This window comes from Sandaracinobacter neustonicus, from assembly GCF_006385875.1.
Lineage (GTDB): Bacteria > Pseudomonadota > Alphaproteobacteria > Sphingomonadales > Sphingomonadaceae > Sandaracinobacteroides > Sandaracinobacteroides neustonicus.
In genome coordinates this window covers 147663-174630 of record NZ_VFSU01000019.1, presented here as the reverse complement: position 1 = coordinate 174630, position 26968 = coordinate 147663, and the positions used below count along the sequence as shown (strand labels likewise).

The 26968-nt window shown below is 63.2% G+C and carries 38 protein-coding genes; 36 read left to right on the top strand and 2 right to left on the bottom strand.

All coding sequences use genetic code 11. The annotated features are described in order from the left end of the window. Positions 1 to 26 precede the first annotated feature (26 nt). The gene (gene secA, locus FJQ54_RS07090) at positions 27 to 2819 is read left to right on the top strand and encodes a preprotein translocase subunit SecA (protein ID WP_140927708.1); all 2793 of its coding nucleotides are present in this window, start codon (positions 27 to 29) and stop codon (positions 2817 to 2819) included. A gap of 269 nt (positions 2820 to 3088) precedes the next feature. Here the strand turns inward: secA and FJQ54_RS07085 are convergent, their stop codons facing one another. After that, complete coding sequence (locus FJQ54_RS07085; protein ID WP_328592162.1) at positions 3089 to 3436, bottom strand: DUF423 domain-containing protein; 348 nt, start codon at positions 3434 to 3436, stop codon at positions 3089 to 3091. 78 nt (positions 3437 to 3514) lie between these two features. Continuing rightward, complete coding sequence (locus FJQ54_RS07080; protein WP_140927707.1) at positions 3515 to 4081, bottom strand: superoxide dismutase family protein; 567 nt, start codon at positions 4079 to 4081, stop codon at positions 3515 to 3517. A gap of 176 nt (positions 4082 to 4257) precedes the next feature. On the opposite strand from FJQ54_RS07080, the gene FJQ54_RS07075 reads away from it, so the two are divergent. The 35 genes from FJQ54_RS07075 to FJQ54_RS06905 all read left to right on the top strand — a co-directional run bounded on the left by FJQ54_RS07075 (position 4258) and on the right by FJQ54_RS06905 (position 26953). Then, positions 4258 to 5037, top strand: a complete 780-nt coding sequence (locus tag FJQ54_RS07075; protein ID WP_140927706.1) for an enoyl-CoA hydratase — start codon at positions 4258 to 4260, stop codon at positions 5035 to 5037. 2 nt (positions 5038 to 5039) lie between these two features. Then, entirely contained in the window at positions 5040 to 6335 is a 1296-nt protein-coding gene (locus FJQ54_RS07070) for a Xaa-Pro dipeptidase (RefSeq protein WP_328592161.1), read from the top strand. A 255-nt stretch (positions 6336 to 6590) separates the two neighbouring features. Further along, positions 6591 to 6962: a 30S ribosomal protein S12 gene (gene rpsL, locus FJQ54_RS07065; protein ID WP_140927705.1), complete on the top strand. Its 372-nt coding sequence runs from the start codon at positions 6591 to 6593 to the stop codon at positions 6960 to 6962. An 18-nt stretch (positions 6963 to 6980) separates the two neighbouring features. Next, a complete protein-coding gene (rpsG, locus tag FJQ54_RS07060) occupies positions 6981 to 7451 on the top strand; it encodes a 30S ribosomal protein S7 (protein ID WP_140927704.1) in 471 nt (156 codons plus the stop codon). A gap of 58 nt (positions 7452 to 7509) precedes the next feature. Continuing rightward, a complete protein-coding gene (gene fusA, locus FJQ54_RS07055; RefSeq protein ID WP_140927703.1) occupies positions 7510 to 9585 on the top strand; it encodes an elongation factor G in 2076 nt (691 codons plus the stop codon). A 54-nt stretch (positions 9586 to 9639) separates the two neighbouring features. After that, entirely contained in the window at positions 9640 to 10830 is a 1191-nt protein-coding gene (gene tuf, locus FJQ54_RS07050; protein ID WP_140927702.1) for an elongation factor Tu, read from the top strand. A 209-nt stretch (positions 10831 to 11039) separates the two neighbouring features. Then, positions 11040 to 11354 (top strand): 30S ribosomal protein S10, encoded by a 315-nt coding sequence (gene rpsJ, locus FJQ54_RS07045; RefSeq protein WP_140927701.1) that lies wholly within the window; start codon positions 11040 to 11042, stop codon positions 11352 to 11354. Between the two features lie 100 nt (positions 11355 to 11454). Next, positions 11455 to 12198: a 50S ribosomal protein L3 gene (rplC, locus tag FJQ54_RS07040; RefSeq protein ID WP_140927700.1), complete on the top strand. Its 744-nt coding sequence runs from the start codon at positions 11455 to 11457 to the stop codon at positions 12196 to 12198. Next, positions 12198 to 12821 (top strand): 50S ribosomal protein L4, encoded by a 624-nt coding sequence (gene rplD / locus FJQ54_RS07035; RefSeq protein WP_140927753.1) that lies wholly within the window; start codon positions 12198 to 12200, stop codon positions 12819 to 12821. Before rplC ends, rplD begins: the two co-directional genes overlap by 1 nt. Then, positions 12814 to 13125: a 50S ribosomal protein L23 gene (locus FJQ54_RS07030; protein WP_140927699.1), complete on the top strand. Its 312-nt coding sequence runs from the start codon at positions 12814 to 12816 to the stop codon at positions 13123 to 13125. Before rplD ends, FJQ54_RS07030 begins: the two co-directional genes overlap by 8 nt. Positions 13126 to 13129: 4 nt before the next feature. After that, positions 13130 to 13966: a 50S ribosomal protein L2 gene (gene rplB, locus FJQ54_RS07025; protein ID WP_140927698.1), complete on the top strand. Its 837-nt coding sequence runs from the start codon at positions 13130 to 13132 to the stop codon at positions 13964 to 13966. A gap of 3 nt (positions 13967 to 13969) precedes the next feature. Then, positions 13970 to 14233 carry a 30S ribosomal protein S19 gene (rpsS, locus tag FJQ54_RS07020; protein ID WP_140927697.1) on the top strand — a complete coding sequence of 88 codons (264 nt, stop codon included), beginning with the start codon at positions 13970 to 13972 and terminating at the stop codon, positions 14231 to 14233. A 6-nt stretch (positions 14234 to 14239) separates the two neighbouring features. After that, complete coding sequence (rplV, locus tag FJQ54_RS07015; protein WP_140927696.1) at positions 14240 to 14632, top strand: 50S ribosomal protein L22; 393 nt, start codon at positions 14240 to 14242, stop codon at positions 14630 to 14632. Between the two features lies 1 nt (position 14633). Next, positions 14634 to 15329 carry a 30S ribosomal protein S3 gene (rpsC, locus tag FJQ54_RS07010; protein WP_140927695.1) on the top strand — a complete coding sequence of 232 codons (696 nt, stop codon included), beginning with the start codon at positions 14634 to 14636 and terminating at the stop codon, positions 15327 to 15329. 59 nt (positions 15330 to 15388) lie between these two features. Next, positions 15389 to 15811, top strand: coding sequence for a 50S ribosomal protein L16 (rplP, locus tag FJQ54_RS07005; protein ID WP_140927694.1), 423 nt, complete (start codon positions 15389 to 15391; stop codon positions 15809 to 15811). Positions 15812 to 15813: 2 nt separating this feature from the next. Then, positions 15814 to 16020, top strand: a complete 207-nt coding sequence (gene rpmC, locus FJQ54_RS07000; protein WP_140927693.1) for a 50S ribosomal protein L29 — start codon at positions 15814 to 15816, stop codon at positions 16018 to 16020. A 10-nt stretch (positions 16021 to 16030) separates the two neighbouring features. Beyond that, positions 16031 to 16267, top strand: coding sequence for a 30S ribosomal protein S17 (gene rpsQ / locus FJQ54_RS06995; protein ID WP_140927692.1), 237 nt, complete (start codon positions 16031 to 16033; stop codon positions 16265 to 16267). 3 nt (positions 16268 to 16270) lie between these two features. Next, positions 16271 to 16639, top strand: a complete 369-nt coding sequence (gene rplN, locus FJQ54_RS06990; RefSeq protein WP_140927691.1) for a 50S ribosomal protein L14 — start codon at positions 16271 to 16273, stop codon at positions 16637 to 16639. Further along, positions 16639 to 16959 carry a 50S ribosomal protein L24 gene (rplX, locus tag FJQ54_RS06985; RefSeq protein WP_207790381.1) on the top strand — a complete coding sequence of 107 codons (321 nt, stop codon included), beginning with the start codon at positions 16639 to 16641 and terminating at the stop codon, positions 16957 to 16959. Before rplN ends, rplX begins: the two co-directional genes overlap by 1 nt. Next, entirely contained in the window at positions 16952 to 17539 is a 588-nt protein-coding gene (gene rplE / locus FJQ54_RS06980; protein ID WP_140927690.1) for a 50S ribosomal protein L5, read from the top strand. Before rplX ends, rplE begins: the two co-directional genes overlap by 8 nt. A gap of 20 nt (positions 17540 to 17559) precedes the next feature. Next, positions 17560 to 17865: a 30S ribosomal protein S14 gene (gene rpsN / locus FJQ54_RS06975; RefSeq protein ID WP_140927689.1), complete on the top strand. Its 306-nt coding sequence runs from the start codon at positions 17560 to 17562 to the stop codon at positions 17863 to 17865. Between the two features lie 10 nt (positions 17866 to 17875). Next, positions 17876 to 18274, top strand: a complete 399-nt coding sequence (rpsH, locus tag FJQ54_RS06970) for a 30S ribosomal protein S8 (protein ID WP_140927688.1) — start codon at positions 17876 to 17878, stop codon at positions 18272 to 18274. 2 nt (positions 18275 to 18276) lie between these two features. Beyond that, the gene (gene rplF, locus FJQ54_RS06965; RefSeq protein WP_140927687.1) at positions 18277 to 18810 is read left to right on the top strand and encodes a 50S ribosomal protein L6; all 534 of its coding nucleotides are present in this window, start codon (positions 18277 to 18279) and stop codon (positions 18808 to 18810) included. Positions 18811 to 18812: 2 nt separating this feature from the next. Further along, on the top strand, positions 18813 to 19163 hold the full coding sequence (gene rplR, locus FJQ54_RS06960) for a 50S ribosomal protein L18 (RefSeq protein WP_235890349.1): 351 nt from the start codon (positions 18813 to 18815) through the stop codon (positions 19161 to 19163). Position 19164: 1 nt separating this feature from the next. After that, positions 19165 to 19884: a 30S ribosomal protein S5 gene (rpsE, locus tag FJQ54_RS06955; protein ID WP_140927685.1), complete on the top strand. Its 720-nt coding sequence runs from the start codon at positions 19165 to 19167 to the stop codon at positions 19882 to 19884. Positions 19885 to 19895: 11 nt separating this feature from the next. Then, positions 19896 to 20081: a 50S ribosomal protein L30 gene (gene rpmD, locus FJQ54_RS06950; RefSeq protein ID WP_140927684.1), complete on the top strand. Its 186-nt coding sequence runs from the start codon at positions 19896 to 19898 to the stop codon at positions 20079 to 20081. Between the two features lie 153 nt (positions 20082 to 20234). Beyond that, positions 20235 to 20717: a 50S ribosomal protein L15 gene (gene rplO / locus FJQ54_RS06945; protein ID WP_140927683.1), complete on the top strand. Its 483-nt coding sequence runs from the start codon at positions 20235 to 20237 to the stop codon at positions 20715 to 20717. Between the two features lie 160 nt (positions 20718 to 20877). Beyond that, positions 20878 to 22230, top strand: coding sequence for a preprotein translocase subunit SecY (gene secY / locus FJQ54_RS06940; RefSeq protein WP_140927682.1), 1353 nt, complete (start codon positions 20878 to 20880; stop codon positions 22228 to 22230). Between the two features lie 2 nt (positions 22231 to 22232). Beyond that, positions 22233 to 22928: an adenylate kinase gene (locus FJQ54_RS06935; protein ID WP_140927751.1), complete on the top strand. Its 696-nt coding sequence runs from the start codon at positions 22233 to 22235 to the stop codon at positions 22926 to 22928. A 195-nt stretch (positions 22929 to 23123) separates the two neighbouring features. Continuing rightward, positions 23124 to 23492 carry a 30S ribosomal protein S13 gene (rpsM, locus tag FJQ54_RS06930; RefSeq protein ID WP_140927681.1) on the top strand — a complete coding sequence of 123 codons (369 nt, stop codon included), beginning with the start codon at positions 23124 to 23126 and terminating at the stop codon, positions 23490 to 23492. Continuing rightward, positions 23492 to 23881, top strand: coding sequence for a 30S ribosomal protein S11 (rpsK, locus tag FJQ54_RS06925; protein ID WP_140927680.1), 390 nt, complete (start codon positions 23492 to 23494; stop codon positions 23879 to 23881). The genes rpsM and rpsK overlap by 1 nt, the downstream gene beginning before the upstream one ends. A 150-nt stretch (positions 23882 to 24031) precedes the next feature. Continuing rightward, positions 24032 to 25084: a DNA-directed RNA polymerase subunit alpha gene (locus FJQ54_RS06920; protein WP_140927679.1), complete on the top strand. Its 1053-nt coding sequence runs from the start codon at positions 24032 to 24034 to the stop codon at positions 25082 to 25084. Positions 25085 to 25197: 113 nt separating this feature from the next. Further along, positions 25198 to 25602, top strand: a complete 405-nt coding sequence (rplQ, locus tag FJQ54_RS06915) for a 50S ribosomal protein L17 (protein WP_140927678.1) — start codon at positions 25198 to 25200, stop codon at positions 25600 to 25602. 107 nt (positions 25603 to 25709) lie between these two features. Continuing rightward, complete coding sequence (locus tag FJQ54_RS06910; protein WP_140927677.1) at positions 25710 to 26411, top strand: class I SAM-dependent methyltransferase; 702 nt, start codon at positions 25710 to 25712, stop codon at positions 26409 to 26411. A gap of 95 nt (positions 26412 to 26506) precedes the next feature. Beyond that, positions 26507 to 26953, top strand: a complete 447-nt coding sequence (locus tag FJQ54_RS06905; RefSeq protein WP_140927676.1) for an acyl-CoA thioesterase — start codon at positions 26507 to 26509, stop codon at positions 26951 to 26953. Positions 26954 to 26968 lie beyond the last annotated feature (15 nt).

Sequence of the window (26968 nt, the reverse complement as noted above, 5' to 3'; positions counted from 1 at the left end):
CCGCGCCCCATTTGTGAAGGCTCCTCATGCTTGGCTTGAACAAGGTCGCCAAGGCCATCTTCGGATCGTCGAATGACCGCTATGTGAAGTCGCTCCAGCCCGCCGTTGGCCAGATCAACGCGCTGGAATCCAAGTTCGAAGCGATGAGCGACGCCGAACTGCAGGACCAGACCCGCATCTTCCGCGAGCGGCTGGCCAATGGCGAAAAGCTGGACAAGCTGCTGCCCGAAGCCTTCGCCACCGTGCGCGAAGCCTCCAAACGGGTGCTGGGCATGCGCCATTTCGACGTGCAGCTGGTGGGCGGCATGGTGCTGCACAAGGGCGAAATCGCCGAAATGCGCACGGGCGAAGGGAAAACGCTGGTCGCCACGCTTGCCACCTATCTGAACGCGCTGGGCGGCAAGGGCGTGCATGTCGTGACCGTGAACGACTATCTGGCCAAGCGCGATGCCGAGCATATGGGCCTGCTCTATAAATGGCTGGGCATGACGGTGGGCGTGATCGTGCCCAACATGCACGATGTGGAGCGGCGCGCCAGCTACGCCGCCGACATCACCTATGGCACGAACAACGAGTTCGGCTTCGATTATCTGCGCGACAATATGAAATATGAGCGTTCGCAGATGGTGCAGCGCCCGTTCAACCACGCCATCGTCGATGAAGTCGATTCGATCCTGATCGACGAAGCGCGCACGCCGCTGATCATTTCCGGCCCCACCGACGACAAGACAGACCTGTATCTGGCGGTGGACGCGGTGGTGAAGACCTTCCAGCCGGACCATTATGAGAAGGATGAAAAGGCGAAATCCATCATCCTGACGGAGGAAGGCACTGAGTTCGCCGAGCGCGCGCTGGAAGCCGCCGGGCATCTGGAGGGCGAAAACCTCTATGATTTCGAGAATACGCAGGTGGTGCACCACCTGAATCAGGCGCTGCGTGCGGTGCATATGTTCCGCCGCGACACCGATTACATCGTGCGCGACGGCAAGGTGATCATCATCGATGAATTCACCGGCCGGATGATGGACGGCCGCCGCTGGTCCGAAGGGCTGCATCAGGCGGTGGAAGCGAAGGAAGGGGTGGAGATCCAGCCCGAGAACCAGACGCTGGCGTCCATCACCTTCCAGAATTATTTCCGGCTTTACCCCAAGCTTTCCGGGATGACGGGCACCGCCCTGACCGAAGCGCCGGAATTCTTCGACATCTACAAGCTGAACGTGGTGGAAATCCCCACCAACCTGCCGGTGAAGCGGCAGGACGATCAGGACGAATTCTACAAGAACGAAGCCGACAAGTTCGCGGCCATCGTGAAGACGGTGAAGGAAAAGTCCGCCATCGGCCAGCCGGTGCTGGTGGGCACGGTTTCCATCGAGAAATCGGAAACGCTGTCGGAATTTCTGACCGCCGAGGGCGTGCGCCACTCGGTGCTGAACGCCCGTTATCACGAGCAGGAAGCGCATATCGTGGCGCAGGCCGGGCGACTGGGCCGCGTGACCATCGCCACCAACATGGCCGGGCGCGGCACCGACATCCAGCTGGGCGGCAATGTGGAATTCCGCACCGAGGACGAGCTTTCGCAACTGCCCGAAGGCCCTGAGCGCGAAGCAGGGATTGCCCGCATCAAGGCCGAAATTCAGGCCGAGCGCGAGAAGGTGCGCGAAGCCGGTGGCCTGTTCGTGCTGGGCACCGAGCGCCACGAAAGCCGCCGCATCGACAACCAGTTGCGTGGTCGTTCCGGCCGTCAGGGCGATCCGGGGCTTTCGCGCTTCTACCTGAGCCTCGACGATGATCTGCTGCGCATCTTCGGCCAGCAGAACATGCTGACGCGGGTGATGAATTCGGGGCTGGAGGATGGCGAGGCGATCGTCCACCCGTGGATTTCCAAGGCGATCGAGACCGCGCAGAAGAAGGTGGAAGCGCGCAACTACGACATCCGCAAGCAACTGCTGCAATATGATGACGTGATGAACGACCAGCGCAAGGTCGTCTATGAACAGCGCGCCGACATCATGGACGCCGACAAGGTGTCTGACATCGTGGAGGAATTCCGCCGCGACACCGTTGCCGACATCGTCGACCGCCACTGCCCTGAAGGCGTCTATCCCGAGCAATGGGATGTGGAAGGCCTGAAGACCGACGTGACGAACCAGCTGAATCTGGATGTCGATATCGACGGCTGGGTGAAGGAACAGTCTGTCGATCAGGAGCTGTTCATCGAGCGGCTGCAGACGCAGCTGGACGAGAAGATGGCCGGGAAGCAGGCAGGGATTCCCGAAGAAAACTGGATTCAGGTGGAAAAGCAGATCCTGCTGCAAAGCCTCGATCATTTCTGGAAAGAGCATCTGGCGACGCTGGATGCCCTCAGGCAAGTTGTGCACCTGCGCGCCTATGCACAGAAGCAGCCGTTGAACGAATATAAGGCCGAAGCCTTCGCCCTGTTCGAACGGATGCTGAAGAATGTGCGCGAAGACGTGACCCGCACGCTGGCCTTCGCCGAATTCCGCATGCCAGAAGCCATGCCCATGCCGGACCTGCCCGATTTCCTGAAGCTGGACGGTGGAGCGGAGCTCGCCGGGATCCTGCCCTCAGACGGCGGCACCTCCATGGGCTTCACCGGCTATGGCGACACCGGGGCCTTTGCCATGGGCGATGCGCTTTCCACTGACGAACAAGAGGCTGCCCACAGCGTCGCCCACCTGTTCGGGCCGGACTTCGTCGCGGAAGACCCGGAAAGCTGGCAGCGCACGGTGGCGCGCAACACGCTGTGCCCCTGCGGGAGTGGCAAGAAGTTCAAACATTGCCATGGGATTGCGGCTTAGGGGTTTTTGCGGGGAGGTTTTTTGCGTGCCGCGCGGGCAGGGAAATGATTTCCCTGCACCCTCTAAATTGGCGTCGCGCCCAAACTCCTGCGTCGCGGGTGTGATCAGATTTGATTGCCTGCGGCGCTTGGGAGAGTTGGGCCTCCCCCAAGCGCCGCAGGCAGTGAACCATTCCGCCAGCGCAACTTCGCCGTATGGCATTATAATGTGGGTGCAGGGAGCACGGCTCCCTGCCGGGGGTTGAGGGGGCAGCGCCCCCTCAAAAAACCTCACCGCCCGCGCAACGCCTGCACCAAAACCCACCCCCAGCCTGCGATCATCAGCGTGCCGCCCACCGGGGCCACCATGCCGAGCAGGCGCGGGCCGCCGAGCGCCAGCCCTTGCAGCGCGCCCGCGAAGATCAGCGCGCCCAGTGTGAGCAGCCATGGCGCGAGTTTCGCGCGGGGTTGCCATGCGAGCAGGGCGAAGGCTGCGGCTGCGTGGGGCAGCTGGAAGCGGGTGGCGGTGATGATCCACTCTTTCGCCTGCGGATCGGTGATCGCGTGCGCACCGAAGGCACCGATGGTGACGGCGAGAAGCCCGTTCAGGGCGGCGAGGGCGGGGAGGATGCGGGCCATGGGCTGCATCTGGCGTGGAAATCCGGGGAAGGGAAGGGGGCGGGGAGCCGCCCCCTTCGGACAGGTCAGCCCCTGATGTCAGCCCTTGATGACAGCGCAGCCGATGCGGTCGCCCGCGCCGCCGATGGGTTGGGAGATATGATCGTCTGCATTGGCGTGGATCACCAGTGCGGAGCCGTCGGCGTCTGTCAGGTCCGGCTGGGTGCCGCTTCCACCCATGCGCACAAGGCTGCTGAAGGCTTGCGCGTTCACGCTGCCGTCTGCCTGTGCGTAGATGTTGGGGAGGTCGCCGAAATCGGGGCCTTGCGGGTTCAGCAGGCCGTGCGGCGACTTGGTGGTGGCATGGTTGATGTGCGCGCCGGATTTCTTGAAGCCTTCATCCGAGCAATCGCCCACGGCGTGGAAGTGCATGGCGTGCCAGCCGGGCGTGAGGCCCGTGGCGCTCACTTGAATCAGCACGCCGGTGGGCGCTGGGGTGAGGGAGAGGGTGCCCAGTTGCTTGCCGCCCGCGCCGAGGATCGGGGTTGTCACGGCCTTGGGGGCAACCGGCGCGGGTGCCGCGGGTGTTTGCGCGGTGGCGGACATGCCGAGTGCGGCGATGCCGAGGGCGGACAGGGCTGCTGCGACTGCGAGTGCGGGCTTCATGCTTATCTCCTTGCTTGATTATCGGGGACTCAACCATGGGGCGGCTGAATGGGTCCATAATCTCTGAATGCGGATTTTCGGCGGGCAGGGCAACCTGCGGCCCTTGGCAGAGTGGATAGCTAGCCCCGGCTGCGGCCGGTGGCGCTAAGACAGGGCATAATCTGGAAGGAGCGGCGATGGCATATGTGGAAACGGAAATCGGCACAGACGGCGTGGCGGTGGTGACGCTGAACCGGCCGGAGGCGATGAACGCGCTGTCGAAGGCGCTGCGGGCCGAACTGGCCGCCGTGATGGTGGAGATGGACCGGCGCGACGATGTGCGGGTGGTGGTGCTGACGGGGGCAGGCGAGCGGGCGTTCACTGCCGGGCTGGACCTGAAGGAACTTGGTTCCGACGCGACGGCGATGAGCGACGCCACCGGAGAGACGCCGGAGGCCAATCCTGTGAAGGCGATCGAGCAGTGCAGGAAGCCGGTGATCGGCGCGATCAACGGGGTGGCGATCACGGGTGGTTTCGAGGTGGCGCTGGCCTGCGACGTGCTGATCGCCAGCGAGGCGGCGCGCTTTGCCGACACCCATGCGCGGGTGGGCATCATGCCGGGCTGGGGGCTGAGCCAGAAGCTGAGCCGTTTGATCGGCATTTATCGGGCGAAGGAACTCAGCCTGTCGGGCAATTTTCTGGATGCAACCACGGCGGAACGCTGGGGGCTGGTGAACCGGGTGGTGCCGGCGGCCGAGCTGCTGGCGGTGGCGAAGAAGCTGGCGGCCGATATGGCCGGGATCGAGCCGGGCTTTTCCGCTGCCTATAAGAAGCTGATCGACGATGGCTTCGCCGCTACGTTCGGCGAGGGGATGGCGCTGGAGCATGCGCGTTCCAGCGCGGTGAACGGGGCGGTGACGCCGGACGAGGTTGCGAAGCGGCGCGAAGCGGTGCAGGCGAGGGGGCGGCAGCAATAACAATGGGGGCACCGATGAAGGCGCGGGCGTTGAAGGCGATTCTGGTTGCGGGCGCGGCGCTGATAGTTGCCGCTCCGGCGGCGGCGGAAACGGTGTTGATCACGGCGGATCGGATGCTGGACGTGCTGACCGGCCGGATGGTGGAGAAGCCCGCGATTCTGGTGGAAGATGGCCGCATCCGGCAGATCGGCAGCCAGTTGACGCTGAAGATCGCCACCGACAAGCGCGTGGACTTTCCCGGCCTGACCTTGGTGCCCGGCTTTATCGACATGCATGTGCATCTGTCTGGCGATCCGCGCATCCCGCCGATGGAGGCGCAGCTGAAGACGGACGCCTATTGGCCGATTCTGGGCGCGGTGCAGGCGCGGCGGATGCTGGACACCGGCTTCACCACTGTGCGCAATGTCGGTTCGGGCGATTATGCCGATGTGGCGATCAAGCAGGTGATCGAGGATGGCTGGCTGCCCGGCCCGCGCATTGTGCCGGCCGGCTATGCGCTGGGGGCGACCGGCGGCCATTGCGACGAGACCTTTTATCCGCCCAGCTTCGCGCGGACGAGTCCGGGTGTCGCGGATGGGCCGGAGGCGTTGCGCCACAAGGTGCGCGAAGTGCGCAAATATGGCGCGGAAGTGATCAAGGTGTGCGCGACCGGCGGCGTGTTCAGCCGCAACACCGAGCCGGGGCAGCAGCAGCTGCGCGAGGAGGAACTGAAGGCCATCGCCGATGAGGCGCATATGTGGGGCGTGAAGGTGGCGGCGCATGCGCATGGCACGGCAGGCATCAAGGCGGCGATCCGCGCCGGGATCGACACCATCGAACATGCCAGCCTGATCGACGACGAGGGCATCAGGCTGGCGAAGGAGCGGGGCGCCTATCTGTCGATGGATATCTACAACACCGAATATACCCAGTCCGAAGGGGCGAAGAACGGGGTGCTGGAGGACAATCTGCGCAAGGACCGGGAGATTGCCGAGATCCAGCGCGAGGGCTTCCGCAAGGCCAATGCGGCGGGCGTGAAGATGGTGTTCGGATCGGACGCCGGGGTGATGCCGCACGATATGGCGGTGAACCAGTTCGCGGTGATGGCGCGCTATGGCATGAGCCCGCTGCAGGCGCTGCGCGCCGCCACCAGCACGGCGGCCGAAGCGCTGGGCCGCGAAAAGGATGTGGGCGCAATCGCGGTTGGCCGCTATGCCGACATGGTGGCGGTGGCGGGTGATCCGCTGGCGGATGTTCAGCCTCTGCTGCATGCCAAAGCGGTGGTGAAGGGCGGGGAACTGGTGACGGACCGTCGCTGACGGGCTGTTGACCTTTTGGGGCTGCGGGGATAAGGGCGGCGCTCGCTTTCCGGGGCGGCCTTTTGGCGGCCATTGATGGCGAGACAGAAAACGACAGGCCGAGCCGTGCGCGGGAGGCCCCTTTGGGGCTGCTCGCGCTTATGCCGTGGAGAGCATTGCGAACAGGCAATGCACCCTTCCATGGGCGGACCTGGCACTGGAGTAGGCGCGCTTCCATGGGGGAAGATCGCCGAACAGAGAAAGACGACTGAGCGAATGCCCACGATTAACCAGTTGATTCGCAAGGGCCGTACGCCCCAGCGTGTTCGCGAGACAGCGCCTGCCATGCAGTCCTGCCCGCAAAAGCGCGGCGTGTGCACCCGGGTCTACACCACGACGCCTAAGAAGCCGAACTCGGCTCTGCGGAAGGTCGCGAAGATCCGTCTCACCAACGGCTTCGAAGTCATCGGCTACATCCCCGGTGAAGGCCACAACCTTCAGGAACACTCTGTGGTTCTGATTCGCGGCGGCCGCGTGAAGGATTTGCCCGGCGTGCGTTACCACGTGCTCCGCGGCGTGCTCGACACGCAAGGCGTCAAGAACCGCAAGCAATCGCGCTCGAAGTACGGCGCGAAGCGTCCGAAGTAAGCTGGGGAGACCAAGCACATGTCACGTCGTCGTCGCCCAGAGAAGCGCGAAATCCTGCCTGATCCCCGTTTCGGCGATCAGGTTCTCACCAAATTCATGAACCTCGTGATGTACGAGGGGAAGAAGTCCGTTGCGGAAACCATCGTCTATTCGGCGCTGGACACCGTAGAGGCGCGCGCCAAGCGTGACCCGATCGGCGTGTTCCACGATGCGCTCGCCAATGTGCGTCCGCTCGTCGAAGTGCGCTCGCGCCGGGTCGGCGGTGCCACCTATCAGGTGCCCGTCGAAGTCCGTGCGGAACGTGCGCAGGCGCTGGCCATCCGCTGGCTGATCGCCTCGGCCCGGAACCGCCCGGAAAAGACCATGTCGGCGCGTCTGTCGGCTGAACTGATGGAAGCCGCCAACAACCGTGGCGCGGCCGTCAAGAAGCGCGAAGACACGCACAAGATGGCGGAAGCCAACCGCGCCTTCTCGCACTACCGCTGGTAACAGCGGCTGGTGCCAAGACTGGCGCTGGTCATCAAACTCTAAAGTTCCGGAGCAAATCATGCCTCGCTCTCACCCGCTTGAGAAGTATCGCAACATCGGCATCATGGCCCACATCGATGCCGGCAAGACGACCACGACCGAGCGGATTCTCTATTACACCGGAAAGTCCTATAAGATCGGGGAAGTGCATGAAGGCACGGCCACGATGGACTGGATGGAACAAGAGCAGGAGCGGGGCATCACCATCACGTCCGCCGCGACGACCTGCTTCTGGAACGACCACCGCATCAACATCATCGACACGCCCGGCCACGTGGACTTCACGATTGAAGTCGAGCGTTCGCTGCGCGTGCTGGATGGCGCGATCACCTGCTTCGACGGCGTGGCCGGCGTGGAGCCGCAATCGGAAACGGTGTGGCGTCAGGCCGACAAGTATCGCGTGCCGCGCATGTGCTTCGTGAACAAGCTGGACCGCACCGGCGCCAACTTCGATCGCTGCGTGCAGATGATCAAGGATCGTCTGGGCGCCCGCCCGGCGGTGCTTTATCTGCCCATCGGTCTGGAAGGCGATTTCAAGGGTCTCGTCGATCTCGTCGAGAACCGCGCCATCATCTGGCTGGAAGAATCGCTGGGCGCGAAGTTCGAATATCAGCCCATCCCGGCTGAATATGCCGATGCGGCTGCCGCTGCCCGTGCCGAGCTCATCGAAATCGCCGTCGAGCAGGACGACGCGGCGATGGAAGCCTATCTGGAAGGCACCGAGCCGGAGACGGCGCTGCTGAAGGCGCTGATCCGCAAGGGCACGCTGGCGTTCGATTTCGTGCCGGTGCTGTGCGGTTCGGCGTTCAAGAACAAGGGTGTGCAGCCCCTGCTCGACGCCGTGATCGACTATCTGCCGAGCCCGCTGGACATCCCGGCCGTGCAGGGCGTGAAGCCCGGCACGGAAGAGGAAGACACCCGCGACGCGAGCGACGACGCGCCGTTCAGCGCGCTGGCGTTCAAGATCATGAGCGATCCGTTCGTCGGTTCTCTGACCTTCGCGCGCATCTATTCCGGCAAGCTGGAGACCGGCACCTCGGTGCTGAACTCGGTGAAGGACAAGCGCGAGAAGATCGGCCGCATGCTGCTGATGCATGCCAACAACCGGGAAGACATCAAGGAAGCCTATGCCGGCGACATCGTCGCGCTGGTGGGCCTGAAGGAAACGACCACTGGCGACACGCTGTGCGCGCCGCTGAAGCCGATCATCCTTGAGCGCATGGAATTCCCCGAGCCGGTGATCGAAGTGGCCGTGGAACCCAAGACCAAGGCCGACCAGGAAAAGATGGGCATCGCGCTCAACCGGCTGGCACAGGAAGACCCGAGCTTCCGCGTGACGTCGGACATCGAATCCGGCCAGACGATCATCAAGGGGATGGGTGAACTTCACCTCGAAATCCTCGTCGACCGCATGAAGCGTGAATTCAAGGTGGAAGCCAATGTCGGTGCGCCGCAGGTGGCGTATCGGGAATCGCTGGCCCGCAAGGTCGATATCGATTTCACCCACAAGAAGCAGTCCGGCGGCACCGGCCAGTTCGGCCGTGTGAAGATGATCGTGGAGCCCGGCGAACGTGGCACCGGCATCCTCTTCGTCGACGAAGTGAAGGGCGGGAACGTTCCGAAGGAATATATCCCGGCGGTTGAAAAGGGCATCCGTGAAGTCGCGGCTTCGGGCGCGCTGATCGGCTTCCCGATCATCGACTTCAAGGTAACGCTGTATGACGGCGCCTACCACGACGTCGACTCGTCGGCGCTGGCGTTCGAAATCACCGGCCGCGGCGCGATGCGCGAAGCGGCCACCAAGTCCGGCATCAAGCTGCTTGAGCCGATGATGAAGGTGGAAGTGGTGACGCCCGAAGACTTCATGGGCGACTGCATCGGCGACCTGAACAGCCGCCGTGGCCAGATTCAGGGCACCGATACCCGGGGCAACGCCCAGGTGATCGAAGCCATGGTCCCGCTGGCGAACATGTTCGGTTATGTGAACCAGCTGCGTTCGATGACGCAGGGCCGTGCACAATATACGATGCAATTCAGCCATTACGAAGAAGTGCCTTCGAACGTGGCCGAAGAAGTGAAGGCAAAGCTGGGCTGAACCCGGCTGATCCACAAGCAACAGACAACAGATTAAAGCAAAGAGGAAACCCAAATGGCGAAGGCGAAGTTTGAGCGGAACAAGCCGCACTGCAACATCGGCACCATCGGTCACGTTGACCATGGCAAGACCTCGCTGACGGCTGCCATCACCAAGGTGCTGGCTGAAACCGGCGGCGCCACCTTCACGGCCTACGACATGATCGACAAGGCCCCGGAAGAGCGCGAGCGCGGCATCACCATTTCGACGGCGCACGTCGAATATGAAACGGCCGACCGGCACTATGCCCACGTCGACTGCCCCGGCCACGCCGACTATGTGAAGAACATGATCACCGGCGCGGCGCAGATGGACGGCGCGATCCTCGTCGTGTCCGCCACCGACGGCCCGATGCCGCAAACCCGCGAGCACATCCTGCTGGCGAAGCAGGTCGGCGTGCCGGCTCTGGTGGTGTTCATGAACAAGGTCGATCAGGTCGACGACGAGGAAATCCTCGAACTCGTCGAGCTGGAAATCCGCGAGCTGCTGTCCAAGTACGACTTCCCGGGCGACGATATTCCGATCATCAAGGGTTCGGCCCTGATGGCTCTGGAAGACAAGAAGCCGGAAATCGGCCGCGACGCCGTGCTGAAGCTGATGGCCGCTGTCGACAGCTACATCCCGCAGCCGGAACGTCCGCTGGACAAGCCGTTCCTGATGCCGATCGAAGACGTGTTCTCGATCTCCGGTCGCGGCACCGTGGTGACCGGCCGTGTCGAAACCGGCATCGTGAAGGTTGGCGAAGAAGTCGAAATCGTCGGCATCAAGGACACCGTGAAGACCACGGTGACCGGCGTCGAAATGTTCCGCAAGCTGCTGGATCAAGGTCAGGCCGGCGACAACATCGGCGCGCTGCTGCGCGGCACGAAGCGTGAAGACGTGGAGCGCGGCCAGGTTCTCTGCAAGCCCGGCTCCATCAAGCCGCACACCGAGTTCAAGGCCGAAGTTTACGTGCTGTCGAAGGATGAAGGTGGCCGTCACACGCCGTTCTTCGCCAACTATCGCCCGCAGTTCTACTTCCGCACGACCGACGTGACGGGCACTGTCGAACTGCCGGAAGGCACGGAAATGGTCATGCCCGGCGACAACATCACGCTCGGCGTGAAGCTGATCGCTCCGATCGCCATGGAGCAAGGCCTGCGCTTCGCCATTCGCGAAGGCGGCCGGACCGTCGGCGCAGGGGTTGTGGCGTCGATCATTAAGTAATATAGGGCTGCCTCCCGCCCGGCCGGTGATTCGTCGCTGGCTGGGCGGGATTGCTTTTGGTGTGATGCCGAAGCCCGCTTTCAGGGCTTGGCGGATCGCTGTGAAGCGAAGCTGTTTGGACTGTCGATCCTGGTTTGAATCGGTGAAGCTGACCCCCGTGAGCATGTCTTGCTGGGAACGCCTCGCCGGAACGAGAGAAGTTTGGGAATATGGAAACGCAGAATATCCGCATCCGACTGAAGGCCTTCGATCACCGCGTGCTTGACGCCGCGACCGGAGAGATTGCCGACACCGCCAAGCGCACGGGTGCCGATGTCCGCGGCCCGATCCCCCTTCCGACCCGGATCGAAAAGTTCACGGTGAACCGCTCGCCGCACGTCGACAAGAAGTCGCGCGAGCAGTTCGAAGTCCGCACCTACAAGCGGCTTCTCGATATCGTGAAGCCGACTCCGCAGACGGTCGATGCGCTGATGAAGCTGGATCTGGCCGCCGGTGTGGACGTGGAAATCAAACTGCAAGGTTGATTTCTGCTGTAGCCAAGCCCTCCGGCGTTTTTCGGCGGGCCTCTGAGTTTCAAGCCCCGATGGCATTTCGCCGGCAAGGGCCTCTGATGAAGGAATGGAAATGCGAACCGGCGTTATCGCCAGGAAGGTGGGGATGACCCGCCTGTTCCGTGAAGACGGGGTCCATGTGCCCGTCACGGTCCTGGCCCTCGAAACGAACCAGGTCGTCGCCCAGAAGACGGCGGACCGCGACGGCTATGTCGCGATCCAGCTCGGCGCGGGCTCGGCCAAGGCCAAGAATCTGACCAAGCCCGAGCGTGGCCACTTCGCCAAGGCGGAAGTGGAGCCGAAGGCTGTTCTCGCTGAATTCCCGGTGGCGGAAGACGCTCTGGTCGAAGTCGGCGCGACGATTTCCGCAGATCATTTTCTCGTCGGCCAGCTGGTCGATGTGACGGGCGCGACGCAGGGCAAGGGCTTTGCGGGCGCCATGAAGCGTTGGGGTTTCGGCGGTCTGCGCGCGACCCACGGCGTTTCGGTCTCGCACCGGTCGCACGGGTCTACGGGTAACCGTCAGGACCCCGGCAAGGTGTTCAAGAACAAGAAGATGGCCGGTCACATGGGTGACAAGAACCGCACCCAGCAGAACCTCGAAATCGTCCAGACGGACGTTGAGCGTGATCTGCTGTTCGTGCGCGGTTCCGTGCCGGGTTCCAAGGGCGGCTGGCTGCTGATCCGCGATTCCGTGAAGGTTTCGCGTCCGGCCGATGCGCCTTATCCGGCGTCGGTGAAGACGGCCGGTGCTCCGGCTGAAACCCCCGCGCAAGAAGCTCCGGCTGTCGAAGCGACTGTTGAGGAGCAAGCGTGATGAAGGTGCAAGTGCAAACGCTTGACGGCGGCAAGACCGGCGAGCTCGAGCTGAACCCGGAGATTTTCGGGCTGGAGCCGCGCGCCGACATCCTGCACCGCGTCGTGACCTGGCAGCTGGAAAAGCGCCGTGGCACCGCCCGTGGCTCGAAGCGTCGTTCGGACATCAGCCGCACCGGCAAGAAGTTCGGCAAGCAGAAGGGTGGCGGCACCGCTCGTCACGGCAACCGTGCGGCCCCGCAATTCATCGGCGGTGGCAAGGCGCACGGCCCGGTGGCCCGCGACTTCAACCCCGGCCTGAACAAGAAGGTTCGGGTTCTGGGCCTGAAGGTCGCGCTGTCTGCCAAGGCGCGCGAAGGCAAGCTGGTCGTCGTGGACAATCTGGTGCTGGACGCTGCCAAGACCAAGGCGCTGAAGGGCAATCTGGAAAAGCTCGGCGTCGCCAACGGCCTGTTCATCGACGGTTCCGCTGTCGACGTGAACTTCGCTCTGGCCAGCCGCAACCTGTACAAGGTTGATGTGCTCCCCGCGATCGGCGCCAATGTCTATGACATTCTGAACCACGATCATCTGGTGCTGACGCGCGCCGCGATCGAATCGCTGGAGGCGCGTTTCAATGGCTAAGCAATCCGAAACCATCGACCTGAAGCACTATGACGTGGTGGTGAAGCCCATCATCACGGAAAAGTCGACGCTGGTCGGAGAGCATAACCAACTGGTGTTCGAAGTCGCCAAGACGGCCTCCAAGCCGGAGATCAAGGCGGCGATCGAAGCGCTGTTCAGCGTGAAGGTCACGGCTGTGAACACGCTGATCCAGAAGGGTAAGTCGAAGACCTGGCGGGGCAAGCCCTACCGGCGCAACGACGTCAAGAAGGCAATCGTGACGCTGGCCGACGGCCAGTCGATCGATGTGACGACAGGTATCTGACGCCATGGCACTGAAGCAGTATAATCCGACGAGCCCGGCCCGCCGCGGCCTTGTGCTCGTCGATCGCTCGGCGCTCCACAAGGGCAAGCCGGTTAAGGCGCTGACGGTCGGCAAGACCAAGTCCGGCGGCCGCAACAACATGGGCCATGCAACGGCCCGTGGCATCGGTGGTGGCCACAAGCAGAGCTACCGGATCATTGATTTCAAGCGCCGCACGTGGGATGCCCCCGCGACTGTCGAGCGTCTGGAATATGACCCGAACCGCTCGGCGTTCATCGCGCTGGTGACCTATGCAGACGGCAAGCAGGCCTACATCCTCGCCCCGCAACGCCTCGCCCCCGGCGACAGCGTGGTGGCCGGCAAGAAGGTGGACGTGAAGCCCGGCAACGCGATGGAAATCGGCCAGATCCCGGTCGGCACCATCGTGCACAACGTGGAACTGAAGCCCGGCAAGGGCGGCCAGCTGGCCCGCGCCGCCGGCACCTTCATTCAGGTTGTCGGCCGTGACCGCGGCATGGTGATCATCCGCCTGAACTCGGGCGAGCAGCGCTATGTCCGCTCTGAGTGCATGGCGACGGTGGGTGCGGTTTCCAACCCGGACAACTCGAACCAGTATCTGGCCAAGGCTGGCCGCAAGCGCTGGCTGGGCGTTCGCCCGCTGACGCGCGGTGTCGCCAAGAACCCGGTCGACCACCCGCACGGCGGTGGTGAAGGCCGGACTTCGGGCGGCCGCCACCCGGTGACTCCGTGGGGCAAGCCGACCAAGGGTGCCAAGACTCGTTCGAACAAGGCGACGGACAAGATGATTATCCGTTCTCGCCACGCGAAGAAGAAGAGGTAAGCGATGGCACGTTCCGTTTGGAAGGGCCCGTTCGTCGAACTGAGCCTGCTGAAGAAGGTGGAATCGGGCGCTCGTGGCCCGATCAAGACTTGGTCGCGGCGCTCGACGATCCTGCCGCAGTTCGTTGGCCACACGTTCAGCGTGTACAACGGCAAGAAGTTCGTGCCGGTTTCGGTGTCGGAAGAAATGGTTGGCATGAAGCTGGGTGAGTTCGCGCCGACGCGGACCTTCCCGGGCCACGCCGCCGACAAAAAGTCGAAGAGGTAAGCTGAGATGTCGAAACCCCAAGCAGGTCGCAAGGTCGGCGAGCGCGAGGCGCTTGCTGTTGCGACCACCGTGCGCGGTTCGGCCCAGAAGCTGAACCTCGTCGCTGGCCTGATCCGCGGCAAGAAGGCGGAAGAGGCTGTCGTGGCGCTGACCTTCTCGTCCAAGGCGATGGCCGTGGACGTGAAGAAGTGCCTGCAGTCCGCGATTGCCAACGCCGAAAACAACCACAATCTGGATATCGACCGGCTGTGGGTGAAGGAAGCTTCGGTCGGCAAGTCGATCAGCATGAAGCGCTTCGCGACCCGTGCGCGTGGCCGCTCTTCGCGCATCGTCAAGCCGTTCTCGAAGATCCGCATCGTCGTGCAGGAGCGTGACGTGACCGAAGGGCAGGAGGCTTAATATGGGTCAGAAGACTTCCCCGATCGGCCTTCGCCTGCAGATCAACCGCACCTGGGACAGCCGTTGGTTCGCCACCGGTGACGACTATGGTCGGCTGCTGCTGGAAGACCTGAAGATCCGTCAGTTCATCCTGAAGACGCATCCGCAGGCCGCCATCTCCAAGGTGGTGATCGAACGCCCCGCCAAGCTGTGCCGGGTTTCGATCTTCGCGGCTCGTCCGGGCGTGATCATCGGCAAGAAGGGCGCCGACATCGAGAAGCTGCGCAAGCAGATCGGTGCGATGACCAAGAGCGAAGTGTCGCTCAACATCGTCGAAATCCGCAAGCCGGAAGTGGACGCCCGCCTGATCGCGCAAGGCATCGCAGACCAGCTGGAGCGCCGCGTGGCCTTCCGCCGGGCGATGAAGCGCGCGGTTCAGTCGGCTCAGCGCCTTGGTGCTGAAGGCATCAAGATCACCTGCGGCGGTCGTCTGGGCGGGGCGGAAATCGCCCGCACGGAAACCTATCGCGAAGGCAAGGTGCCGCTGCACACGCTGCGCGCCAATGTCGATTATGCCGAAGGCCAGGCGCACACCGCTTATGGCGTCTGCGGCATCAAGGTCTGGGTCTATAAGGGCGAAATCCTGGGTCACGACCCGATGGCGCAAGACCGGATCATGATGGAATCCCAAACTTCCGGAGTTCGCCCCGCACGATAAGCGACGCTTCAAAAGCGTCGCCTTATCGGGGGCAATTCCCTGTCTGAAGGCGAGACAAGATGCTGCAACCGAAACGGACAAAGTTCCGCAAGGCCTTCAAGGGCCGCATTCACGGTGACGCCAAGGGCGGCACGGCACTGAACTTCGGGTCGTTCGGCCTGAAGGCGATGGCGCCTGAGCGGATCACCGCGCGCCAGATCGAAAGCGCCCGCCGCGCGATCACCCGCCACATGAAGCGCCAGGGGCGCCTCTGGATCCGCATTTTCCCGGACGTTCCGGTTTCCTCCAAGCCTGCCGAAGTGCGGATGGGCTCGGGCAAGGGCAACCCGGAATATTGGGTTGCGCGCGTGAAGCCGGGCCGGATCATGTTCGAGATCGACGGCGTGAGCCACGAAATCGCTGCCGGTGCCTTCGAGCGCGCCGCCGCCAAGCTTCCCATCAAGGTGAAGATGGTCACCCGCCTGGGCGAGCAGAAGGACTGATCATGGCCAAGAACGACATCAAGGGCCGGTCGGACGCCGACCTCGCCAACGACCTGCAGGCGCTGAAGCGCGAGCAGCTCAACCTTCGCTTCCAGTCTGCCACCGCGCAGCTGGAGAAGCCGAGCCGGGTGAAGGAGGTGCGTCGCAGCATCGCCCGCATCCAGACCGAACAGACTGCCCGGGCCAAAACCCAGGCAGCCGCATCTTAAGGAGCCAACCATGCCCAAGCGTGTGCTTCAGGGGACGGTGGTCTCCGACAAGACGGATAAGACCGTTGTTGTGCTGGTGGAGCGGCAGGTGCCGCACCCCCTGTATGGCAAGATCATCCGCCGTTCGAAAAAATATCATGCCCATGACGAAGCCAATGCCATCAAGGCCGGTGACGTTGTGCGGATCGAGGAATGTGCGCCGGTTTCCAAGCTGAAGACCTGGCGCGTGCTGGAAAAGGTGGGCTGATCCATGATCCAGATGCAAACCAGGCTGGACGTTGCCGACAACTCCGGTGCCAAGGAAGTGATGTGCATCAAGGTGCTTGGCGGGTCCAAGCGCCGCTTCGCCGGTGTGGGCGACGTGATCGTCGTCTCGGTGAAGGAAGCCTCCCCCAAGGGCCGGGTGAAGAAGGGTGACGTGCATCGCGCGGTCGTCGTCCGCACCGCCAAGGACATCCGCCGGGCAGACGGTTCGGTGATCCGCTTCGATGGCAACGCCGCCGTGCTGATCAACAAGAACGAGGAGCCGATCGGCACCCGTATCTTTGGCCCGGTGGTCCGCGAGCTGCGCTCGACCGGCCATATGAAGATCATCTCGCTCGCGCCGGAGGTGCTGTGATGTCGATGGCGAAGATTAAAAAGGGCGACACCGTCGTGATCCTGTCCGGCAAGGACAAGGGCCGCGAAGGTCAGGTCGTCAAGTCGCTGCCGAAGGACGGCAAGGTTGTGGTGTCCGGCGTGAACATGATTTCGCGTCACACCAAGCCTTCGCAAGCCGATCCGGAAGGTGGCGTGAAGCGGCGTGAAGCGCCGATCCATGTGTCGAACGTGGCGATTAAGGATCCGAAGACGGGCAAGGCTGCCCGTGTCGGCTTCGAAGTGCGCGACGGCAAGAAGGTGCGGGTCCTGAAGGGCTCGGGCGAGGTGCTGAATGGCTGACCAAAAAGCAAAGCCGCGGATGCAGAAGCTCTATGACGAGAGCATCCGCAAGGCGATGACCGAGCAGTTCGGGTACACCAACCCGATGCAGGTCCCGAAGATCGAGAAGATCGTGATCAACATGGGTGTCGGTGAAGCCACCCAGGACAAGAAGAAGGTCGAAATCGCGGCTGCCGAAATGATGGCAATCGCCGGCCAGAAGCCTGTCGTCACGAAGGCCAAGAAGTCGATCGCGCAGTTCAAGCTGCGTGAAGGCATGCCGATCGGCTGCAAGGTGACCCTGCGCCGTGACAACATGTACGAGTTCCTGGATCGTCTGATCACCATCGCGCTGCCGCGCGTGAAGGACTTCCGGGGCGTGAACCCGAAGAGCTTCGACGGCCGTGGCAATTATGCGATGGGCCTGAAAGAACAGATCATCTTCCCGGAAGTGCCCTATGACCGGATCGACAAGATCCGGGGTATGGACATCATCATCACCACCACAGCCGGAACCGACGACGAGGCGCGCGCGCTTCTTCGCCTGTTCGGAATGCCTTTTGTTGGCGACGCCGAAGCGCGCCAGCAGGCAGCGGCTTGAGATAGAGAGAGCTTAAGTCCATGGCGAAACTGAGTTCGATCAACAAGAACGAGCGTCGCAAGCAGCTGGTGAAACAGTATGCGGCCAAGTTCGAGAAGCTGAAGGCGATCGCGGACGATGAAAGCCGCGACGAGGGTGAGCGTCTGGTGGCGCGGCTGAAAATGGCCGAGCTTCCCCGCAACGCGAACCCCACCCGCGTGCGCAACCGCTGTGAACTGACGGGGCGCAGCCGCGCTTACTACCGCAAGTTCAAGCTTTCCCGCGTGATGCTGCGTGAACTGGCCAACAAGGGCCTGATCCCCGGCGTCACGAAGTCGAGCTGGTAAGGGCCGACAGATGAACATGACCGATCCTCTGGGTGATATGCTCACCCGCATCCGCAACGGCCAGTCCGCCAAGAAGGACAGCGTGCTGACGCCCGCGTCCCGTCTTCGGGCCTCCGTTCTCGACGTGCTTCAGCGCGAAGGCTATATCCGTGGCTACTCCAACGAGGAAACCACCGGCCCGCAGCCGAACATCCGTATCGAGCTGAAGTATTTCGAAGGCCAGCCGGCGATCCAGCATCTGTCGCGCGTGTCCAAGCCCGGCCGCCGCGTTTACGCCGGCGCCACCGAGCTGCCGCGCGTGAAAAACGGCCTTGGAATCACCATCGTCTCCACGCCGAAGGGCGTTCTGTCTGACGCGGAAGCCCGCGCCGAGAACGTCGGCGGCGAAGTCCTCTGCCAGGTGTTCTGATCATGAGCCGCATTGGAAAGAAGCCCGTCGCGATTCCTGCCGGTGTGCAGGCCTCGATCGACGGCGGCATCATCGAGGTGAAGGGCCCGAAGGGCACCCTCTCCATGCCGATGGCCGACGACATCGCCTATGCGATTGAAGCGGGTGAGATCCGGGTGAACCCGGCGAACGCCACCAAGCGTGCGCGCGCCTTCTGGGGCATGCAGCGCACGCTGGTTTCCAACCTTGTGGTGGGCGTCTCCGACGGCTTCACCAAGGTGTTGGAAATCACCGGTGTCGGCTATCGTGCCAGCGTTCAGGGCAAGACCCTGAAGCTGCAACTGGGCTACAGCCACGACGTCAACTACGAGATTCCGGACGGGATCACGATCAAGACGCCGGATCAGACCACCGTCGAAATCTCCGGTTCCGACCGGCAGAAGGTCGGCCAGGTCGCCGCTGAAATCCGCCGCTGGCGGAAGCCGGAACCCTATAAGGGCAAGGGCATCAAGTATCGCGGCGAGTTCATCTTCCGCAAGGAAGGGAAGAAGAAGTAATGGTGAAGCATCTTTCCCAGTTCGAGGCCCGGCGTCGCCGCGTGCGCACCGCCCTCGTCGCCAAGGCCGGTGGCCGTCCTCGCCTGTCCGTGCATCGGTCGCAGCAGCATATCTATGCGCAGGTGATCGACGACGCGGCCGGCAAGACGCTGGCTGCCGCCTCGACGCTCGAAAAGGATTTCGCCGGCACCGGCGCGACGGTTGCGGCTGCTGCCAGCATCGGCAAGCTGCTGGCTGAACGCGCCAAGGCGGCGGGTGTCTCCAAGGTCGTGTTCGACCGTGGCGGCTTCATTTTCCACGGCCGGGTCAAGGCGCTGGCCGATGCCGCCCGCGAAGGCGGATTGGAGTTCTGATATGGCTGACGACGTGATCGATACCCAGGCGCCCGGCGCCGAAGCGGCTCCGCAGGAAGAGCGTCGCGGCCGTGGCCGTGGCGGCCCCGGCGGCGGTCAGGGCGGCCGTGGCCGTGGTGGCGAACGGGGTGGCCGTGATGGCGACCGTCGCCGTCGCGAACCGCGCGCGGCTGAGAGCGAAGGCGAAGAGCTGATCGAAAAGCTCGTGCACATCAACCGCGTCTCCAAGACGGTGAAGGGCGGCAAGCGCTTCGGCTTTGCGGCACTCGTCGTGGTGGGCGATGGCAAGGGTCGCGTGGGCTTTGGCCATGGCAAGGCGCGCGAAGTGCCGGAAGCCATTTCCAAGGCGACTGCGGCTGCCAAGAAGGCGATGATCCGCGTGCCGCTGCGCGAAGGCCGCACGCTGCACCATGATGGCTATGGCCATTTCGGTGCCGGCAAGGTGCATGTCCGCTCGGCGACCGCCGGGACGGGCATCATCGCCGGTGGCCCGATGCGCGCCGTGTTCGAATCGCTGGGCGTGGCCGACGTGGTCTCCAAGTCGACCGGTTCCAACAACCCCTACAACATGGTGCGTGCGACCTTCGCAGCGCTGGAAGAGCAAACCTCCCCCCGGACGGTTGCTCAACGGCGCGGCAAGAAGGTGGCGGACCTGCTGGCCCGTCGCGGCGACATCAGCCCGGCTCAGGCCGCGGCCGACGCCGACGCGGTTGTCGCCTGAGGAGAGTGACAATGGCTGACGCAAAGACGATTAAGGTGACGCAGACCGGTTCGCCGATCCGCCGCACCAAGGACCAGCGCGCGACCCTGATCGGCCTGGGCCTGAACAAGATGAACCGGACGCGTGAACTGCAGGACACCCCCGAGGTGCGCGGCATGATCGCCAAGGTGCAACATATGGTGAAGGTGGAGGGCTGAGCGCCTTTCCAGCGGCCTTCCGGCCGTAGCCTCCCACCGCCCCGCTCCCCCGCCCAACCGCCCCAAGCATGAGAATGTCGGGCGGTTGGGCGGGGGAGCGGGGCGGTGGGAGGCCCTTCTCAAGACAGCGCGAACCAAGCGAAAGCGAGTGCAATGACCAAGCTGAACGAAATCAACGACAACCCCGGCGCCCGCGTTGACCGCGTACGCGTTGGCCGCGGTATCGGCTCCGGCCTCGGCAAGACCAGCGGTCGTGGCCAGAAGGGCCAGAAGAGCCGTTCGGGCGTGGCCATCAAGGGCTTCGAAGGCGGCCAGATGCCGCTGCACATGCGTCTGCCGAAGCGCGGCTTCAACAAGCCGAACCGGGCTGAGTTCAGCGAAGTGAACATCGGCGCGCTGCAACGCGCAGTGGAAGCCGGTCGTCTCGACGCTTCGAAGCCGGTCGATCTGGCTGCGCTGCAAGCCGCCGGTCTCGTGAACCAGCCCAAGGACGGTGTGCGTCTGCTGGGCAAGGGTGAACTGAAGACCAAGCTGGACCTGCATGTGGCAGGTGTCACCGGCTCCGCCAAGGCGGCTGTGGAAGCTGCTGGCGGCAGCGTCACGCTGCCCGCGAAAAAGGTTGCGGCCGAAGCCTAAGCTTCGGCCTTCCCAAGACGCCTTTTCAAGACGTCTTTTCAAGAAGGGGGCCAGCGCCTACATCCCATCCCGATGTGGCGCTCCCCGTCTTCCGGGACAGCGATCACGGCGTGCCTCTTGCCGGCTCTGAGCAGGTAACGGCCCCAGACAGGATGAGACCATGGCGACAGCCGCCGACTCCCTTGCCCAGAATCTGAGTTTCGCCAACTTCTCGAAGGCGACCGACCTGAAGAAGCGCCTGTGGTTTACCGTGGGCGCTCTGATCGTTTTCCGGCTCTGCTCGTTCGTGCCGCTGCCCGGCATCGATCCGCAGTCGCTGTCCGATCTGTTCAGCCGGACCACCGGCGGCATGCTGGACTTCTTCAACATGTTCTCGGGCGGCGCGCTGCAGCGGATGTCGATCATCGCGCTGGGGATCATGCCCTATATCACCGCCTCCATCGTGGTGCAGCTGATGGGCTCCATCTACGAACCGTGGAAGGCGCTGAAGAAAGAGGGCGAGAGCGGCCGCAAGAAGCTGAACCAATATACCCGCTTCGGCACCGTGCTGCTCACCATATTCCAGGGCTATGGCATCGCCGTGGGCCTTGAAAGCTGGGGGGCGTCCTCGGGCATTTCCGCCGTGATCGATCCGGGCTGGTTCTTCCGCATTTCCACCATCATCACCCTGCTGGGCGGCACGCTGTTCCTGATGTGGCTGGGCGAGCAGATCACCAGCCGGGGCATCGGCAACGGCATTTCGCTGATCATCATGGCCGGGATCGTCGCGCAGGTGCCCGTGGCCATCGGCGGGCTGTTCGAACAGGGCCGCACCGGCGCCATTTCGGGCGGCTTCATCCTTGCCGTGCTGATCGTCGGCCTCGGCGTTGTCGCTTTCATCTGCCTGATGGAGCGGGCGCAGCGCCGGGTGCCGATCCAGTATCCGAAGCGTCAGGTGGGCAACCGCATGTTCCAGGGCGACAGCAGCCACCTGCCGCTGAAGCTGAACACGGCGGGCGTGATTCCGCCGATCTTCGCCTCGTCGCTGCTGCTGCTGCCGCTGACCATCGCGCAGTTCATGGGGCAGGAAGGCGGGCCGGACTGGCTGCTGACCGTGACCACCTCGCTGCAACATGGCGCACCGCTCTACATGGCGCTCTATGCGGGCGGCATCATCTTCTTCAGCTTCTTCTACACCGCCGTGGTGTTCAACCCGGACGAGACGGCGGAAAATCTGAAGAAGCAGGGTGGGTTCGTCCCCGGCATCCGCCCGGGTGAGAAAACCTCGCAATATCTCGACTTCGTGCTGACCCGCATCACCGTGATCGGCGCGGCTTACCTGACCTTGGTCTGTCTTCTCCCGGAATTCCTGATCAGTCAGATGGCAATTCCCTTTTATCTGGGGGGCACGTCGCTGCTGATTGTGGTGAACGTGACGATGGACACGGTCGCCCAGATTCAGGGCCATCTGCTGGCGCACCAGTATGAAGGCCTGATCAAGAAGGCGAAGCTGCGGACGGGGGGACGACGTTGACGATTACGGGGGGAACAGACGCCACCAACATCATCCTGCTCGGGCCTCCGGGTGCGGGCAAGGGCACGCAGGCCAGTCGGCTGGTGGAAAGCCGGGGCATGGTGCAGCTGTCCACAGGGGATATTCTGCGGGCGGCGGTGAAGGCCGGAACCGAGGTGGGCAAGCTCGCCGACGAGATCATGAAGGCCGGCAAGCTGTTCCCCGACGAACTGATGGCCGAGATCCTTGGCGAGCATCTGGACGGCATCCCACTGGACAAAGGCGTGATCTTCGACGGCTATCCGCGCACGGAGAAACAGGCGGAGCTGCTGGACAGCCTGCTGGGCACGCGCGGCCGCAAGCTGGGCTATGTGATCGAGCTGGTGGTGGATGAAGATGCGCTGGTGGATCGCATCACCGGCCGCTTCACCTGCGCGCAATGCGGCGAAGGCTATCACGACCGTTACAAGCCGACGAAGCTGACGGGCGTGTGCGACAAGTGCGGCAGCACCGAATTCAAGCGCCGCCCGGACGACAATGAGGAAACCGTGCGCACGCGCATGGCGGAATATCGGGCGAAGACCGCGCCGATCCTTCCCATCTATGCCGCGCGCGGGCTGGTTCGTCACGTGGACGGCATGGCGGAGATGGACGTGGTGACGGCCGCGATCGCCGCCATCCTCGATGGGGCGACAGCGGAGCCTGCGAAACAGGCTTGACAGTTGATGGATTTTCGGTTGCGCGCCCTTGACAGCAGCGCGCGTCCTCTATAGCGACGCCTCTTCCGATTCCCGCCAGCGTGCAGCCGTTGCCCCGATTCATGCCGGGCGGCCGGTTTCACATTTGCGGCGAAGGCGGCAACGCAACGAGATGGAGCGCCCAGCCCAAGGCGCGCCGTGGAGCAGGAGCAGTTTGTGGCACGTATCGCAGGGGTCAATATCCCCACCAACAAGCGCGTGGAAATCGCGCTGACCTACATTCACGGAATCGGCCGCACCAGCGCCAAGGAAATCACCGCCAAGCTCGGCTTCCCGCCTGAGCGTCGCGTGCAGGACCTGACGGACGCCGAAGTGCTGGCGATCCGCGAAACGATCGACCGCGATTACACGGTGGAAGGCGATCTTCGCCGCGACAACGCGATGGCGATCAAGCGCCTGATGGACCTGGCCTGCTATCGCGGCCTGCGTCACCGCAAGGGCCTGCCCGTTCGCGGCCAGCGCACCCACACCAACGCCCGCACCCGCAAGGGTAAGGCGAAGCCGATCGCAGGGAAGAAGAAGTAATGGCACGCGCACCCGAAAGGCTGAAGCGCCGCGAGCGCAAGAACATCACGGCCGGCGTCGCGCATGTGAACGCCAGCTTCAACAACACCATGATCACCATCACCGATGCGCAGGGCAATGCGATTGCCTGGTCCAGCGCCGGAACGATGGGCTTCAAGGGAAGCCGCAAGTCCACGCCGTACGCCGCTCAGGTGGCGGCGGAAGACGCGGGCAAGAAGGCCGCCGAACATGGCGTCCGCACGCTGGAAGTGGAAGTGAAGGGCCCGGGTTCGGGCCGCGAATCCGCTCTGCGCGCGCTGCAGGCCGTCGGCTTCCAGATCACGGCGATCCGCGACGTGACGTCGATCCCGCACAACGGGGTGCGTCCGCCGAAGCGTCGCCGGGTCTGACGATTTCGCAGTTTCGCGCGGGTGGTGCCCACCACCCGCGCGACAGCGGTTCTGCTAACCCCACGGGGACAGCCAGGAACCGCCTGAGGGGCACGAAACACAGTGCGCACGGCCGACGGGCCTTCGCGCCAAGGCAAAGGTGAGAACATCGTGTCAGCAGCCTATGCGAAGAACTGGCAGGAACTGAAGAAGCCGAACGCGCTGGACGTGAAGGCTGGCGGAACGGCAAGCAAGAAGCTGTTCGTGGCGGAACCGCTGGAGCGCGGCTTTGGCCTCACTCTGGGCAACGCGCTGCGGCGCGTGCTGCTGTCGAGCCTGCAAGGCGCGGCAGTGACGGCGATCAAGATCGACGGCGCTCTCCATGAATTTTCCTCGCTGCCCGGCGTGCGCGAGGACGTGACCGACATCGTGCTGAACGTGAAGCAGGTCGTCGTGAAGATGCAGGGTGAACAGGTGAAGCGCCTGTCCCTCTCCGCTTCCGGCCCCGGCGAAGTCACGGCCGGCCAGATCGCGGTGACGGGCGATATCGAGATTTCCAACCCGGATCTCGTGATCTGCACGCTGGACGACGGCGCGACCTTCAACATGGAACTGACGGTGCACACGGGGAAGGGCTATGTGCCCGCCGCGCAGAACCGTCCGGCAGATGCGCCGATCGGGCTGATCCCGGTGGACGCGCTCTATGCCCCGGTGCGGCAGGTCGCCTACAAGGTGGAACCGACCCGCGTCGGCCAGGACCTTGATTACGACAAGCTGACGCTGACGGTGGAAACCGATGGCTCGGTGGCCCCGGAAGATGCCGTGGGTTATGCCGCGCGCATCCTTCAGGATCAGTTGCAGTTGTTCATCAACTTCGAAGAGCCGGCCGCCCGCCCGGTCGCAGCCACCCCGGTGGCCGGCGGCGTTGCGGAAGAAGCTCCGACTGACGTGATGATGAATCGCAACCTTCTGAAGAAGGTGGACGAGCTGGAACTCAGCGTCCGTTCGGCCAACTGCCTGAAGAACGACAACATCATCTACATCGGCGATCTGGTGCAGAAGTCGGAACCGGAAATGCTCCGGACGCCGAACTTCGGCCGCAAGAGCCTGAACGAAATCAAGGAAGTTCTGGCTTCCATGGGTCTTCGCCTTGGCATGGACATCCCCGGATGGCCGCCCGAGAATATCGAAGATCTGGCGAAGAAGCTCGAGCAGTGGTTTTGATCGAACAATGCCCCGGGGCTTCAGGCCTCGGGGCAAAAGCCCGAAACGCTCAGGGCCAAATGAGCGGGGACTGGGGTACCTGAAACGGCCCCTTTACGAACGGAGACTGGATTATGCGTCATAAGGTTGCTCACCGGAAGCTTGGCCGGACCACCGAACATCGCATGGCGATGCTGAAGAACATGTCGGCTTCGCTGATCAAGCATGAGCAGATCACCACCACGTTGCCCAAGGCGAAGGAACTTCGCCCCTATATCGAAAAGCTGGTGACGCTCGCCAAGAAGGGCGGCCTTTCCAATCGCCGTCTGGCTGATGCCCGCCTGCAGGACGATGCGCAGCTGAAGAAGCTGTTCGACGTGCTGGCCCCGCGTTACGCTGGCCGCCCCGGCGGTTATGTGCGCGTGCTGAAGGCCGGTTTCCGCCCTTCCGATCAGGCCGCCATGGCCGTGATCGAGTTCGTCGACCGTGACGTCAGCGCCAAGGGTCTGGATTCGGGCCCGGTCGAAGCTTCGGAATAGCAGGCGATCTGATTCAGCTTGAATTTCTGACAGGGCGGGCTGGACATTGTTCAGCCCGCCCTTTTACTTGCGCACAAGGGCGGGGTATCGGAAATGAGGGGTGTCGGATGGCGGATACGAAAAGTGGGCACGGAAAATGGCTCGACGGAATGTCCTCCCGCTTCCGAGATGGGCGCAATCAGGATTTGCGGGCCTTCCTGTCGAAGGTGAAGGCTGCGCGCAGGCCTGATGGTCCCTTTCGAATAGCCGACCTTGGTGGAACCTTTGCCTATTGGAATCGCGTCGGCATCGATTTTCTGGAGCAGAACGATATCATCGTCACCTGCATCAACTATGTCGAAAGCGAGTTGGGGATCGATGCGGCAGACGGCGGCGGTCGGCTGCGGGCGGAAACCGGCAACGCCTGCGATCTGAATGGCTATGCCGACAATAGTTTCGACCTCGTCCACAGCAACTCCGTCATCGAGCATGTGGGGCGTTTTCCTGAAATGATGGCCTTCGCCGGCGAGGTCCGGCGGCTGGCGCCCGCCTATTATGTGCAGACGCCTTATGCCGGCTTTCCGATTGACCCGCATTCGCCTCGCCTTCCATTCTACCACTGGCTGCCCGAAAGCCTGCGTTTGAAGGCGCAGCGCAGCATGAAGGTCGGCTGGAGTTCGCCGCCGAAAGATGTCGCCCATGCGATGCGCCACGTCGACAATGTGGTGCTGCTGGAGCGGACACGTTTTCGGTATCTTTTCCCGGATGCCAGGCACCGATTCGAGCGTGTGCTGCTTCTCCCCAAGTCGATGATTGCGGAGCGAAGCTGACCGGAAAAATCGCCGGATGGCCGGATTGGCAGTGCCATTCGTTTGTCTGATGGGTTAACGAGTCCCGCTGGAACAGTAGCAGGGCAGGGGGATGCATGGCGGAACGGGCACAGCTTCGGAAGCGAGGGGAGTATCGCGCCTGGCGGGCCATCGCCACCCGCTGGATGGACAATGACGTTTATGGCCATGTGAACAACGTCGTCTATTACAGCTTCTTCGATACTGCGGTGAACGCCTGGCTGGTGGAGCATGGCCTGCTGGACATCGAGCGCGGACCGCTGATCGGGTTGGTGGTGGAAACCGGCTGCACCTATGCCCGCCCCGTGGCCTTTCCCGAGGAAGTGCAGGCGGGGATCGTTGCAACCAAGATCGGCAACAGCTCCGTGCGCTATGAAATCGGCCTGTTCGTGAAGGGCAGTCCTCAGCCGGCCGCGCAGGGTTTCTTCGTGCATGTGTATGTCGATCGCGCAACCCGCCGTCCTGCACCGCTGACGCCGGAGTGGAAGGCCGTACTGGGCAAGATCGCCGCTTCCACCGACTGATCTGCGATCAGGTGC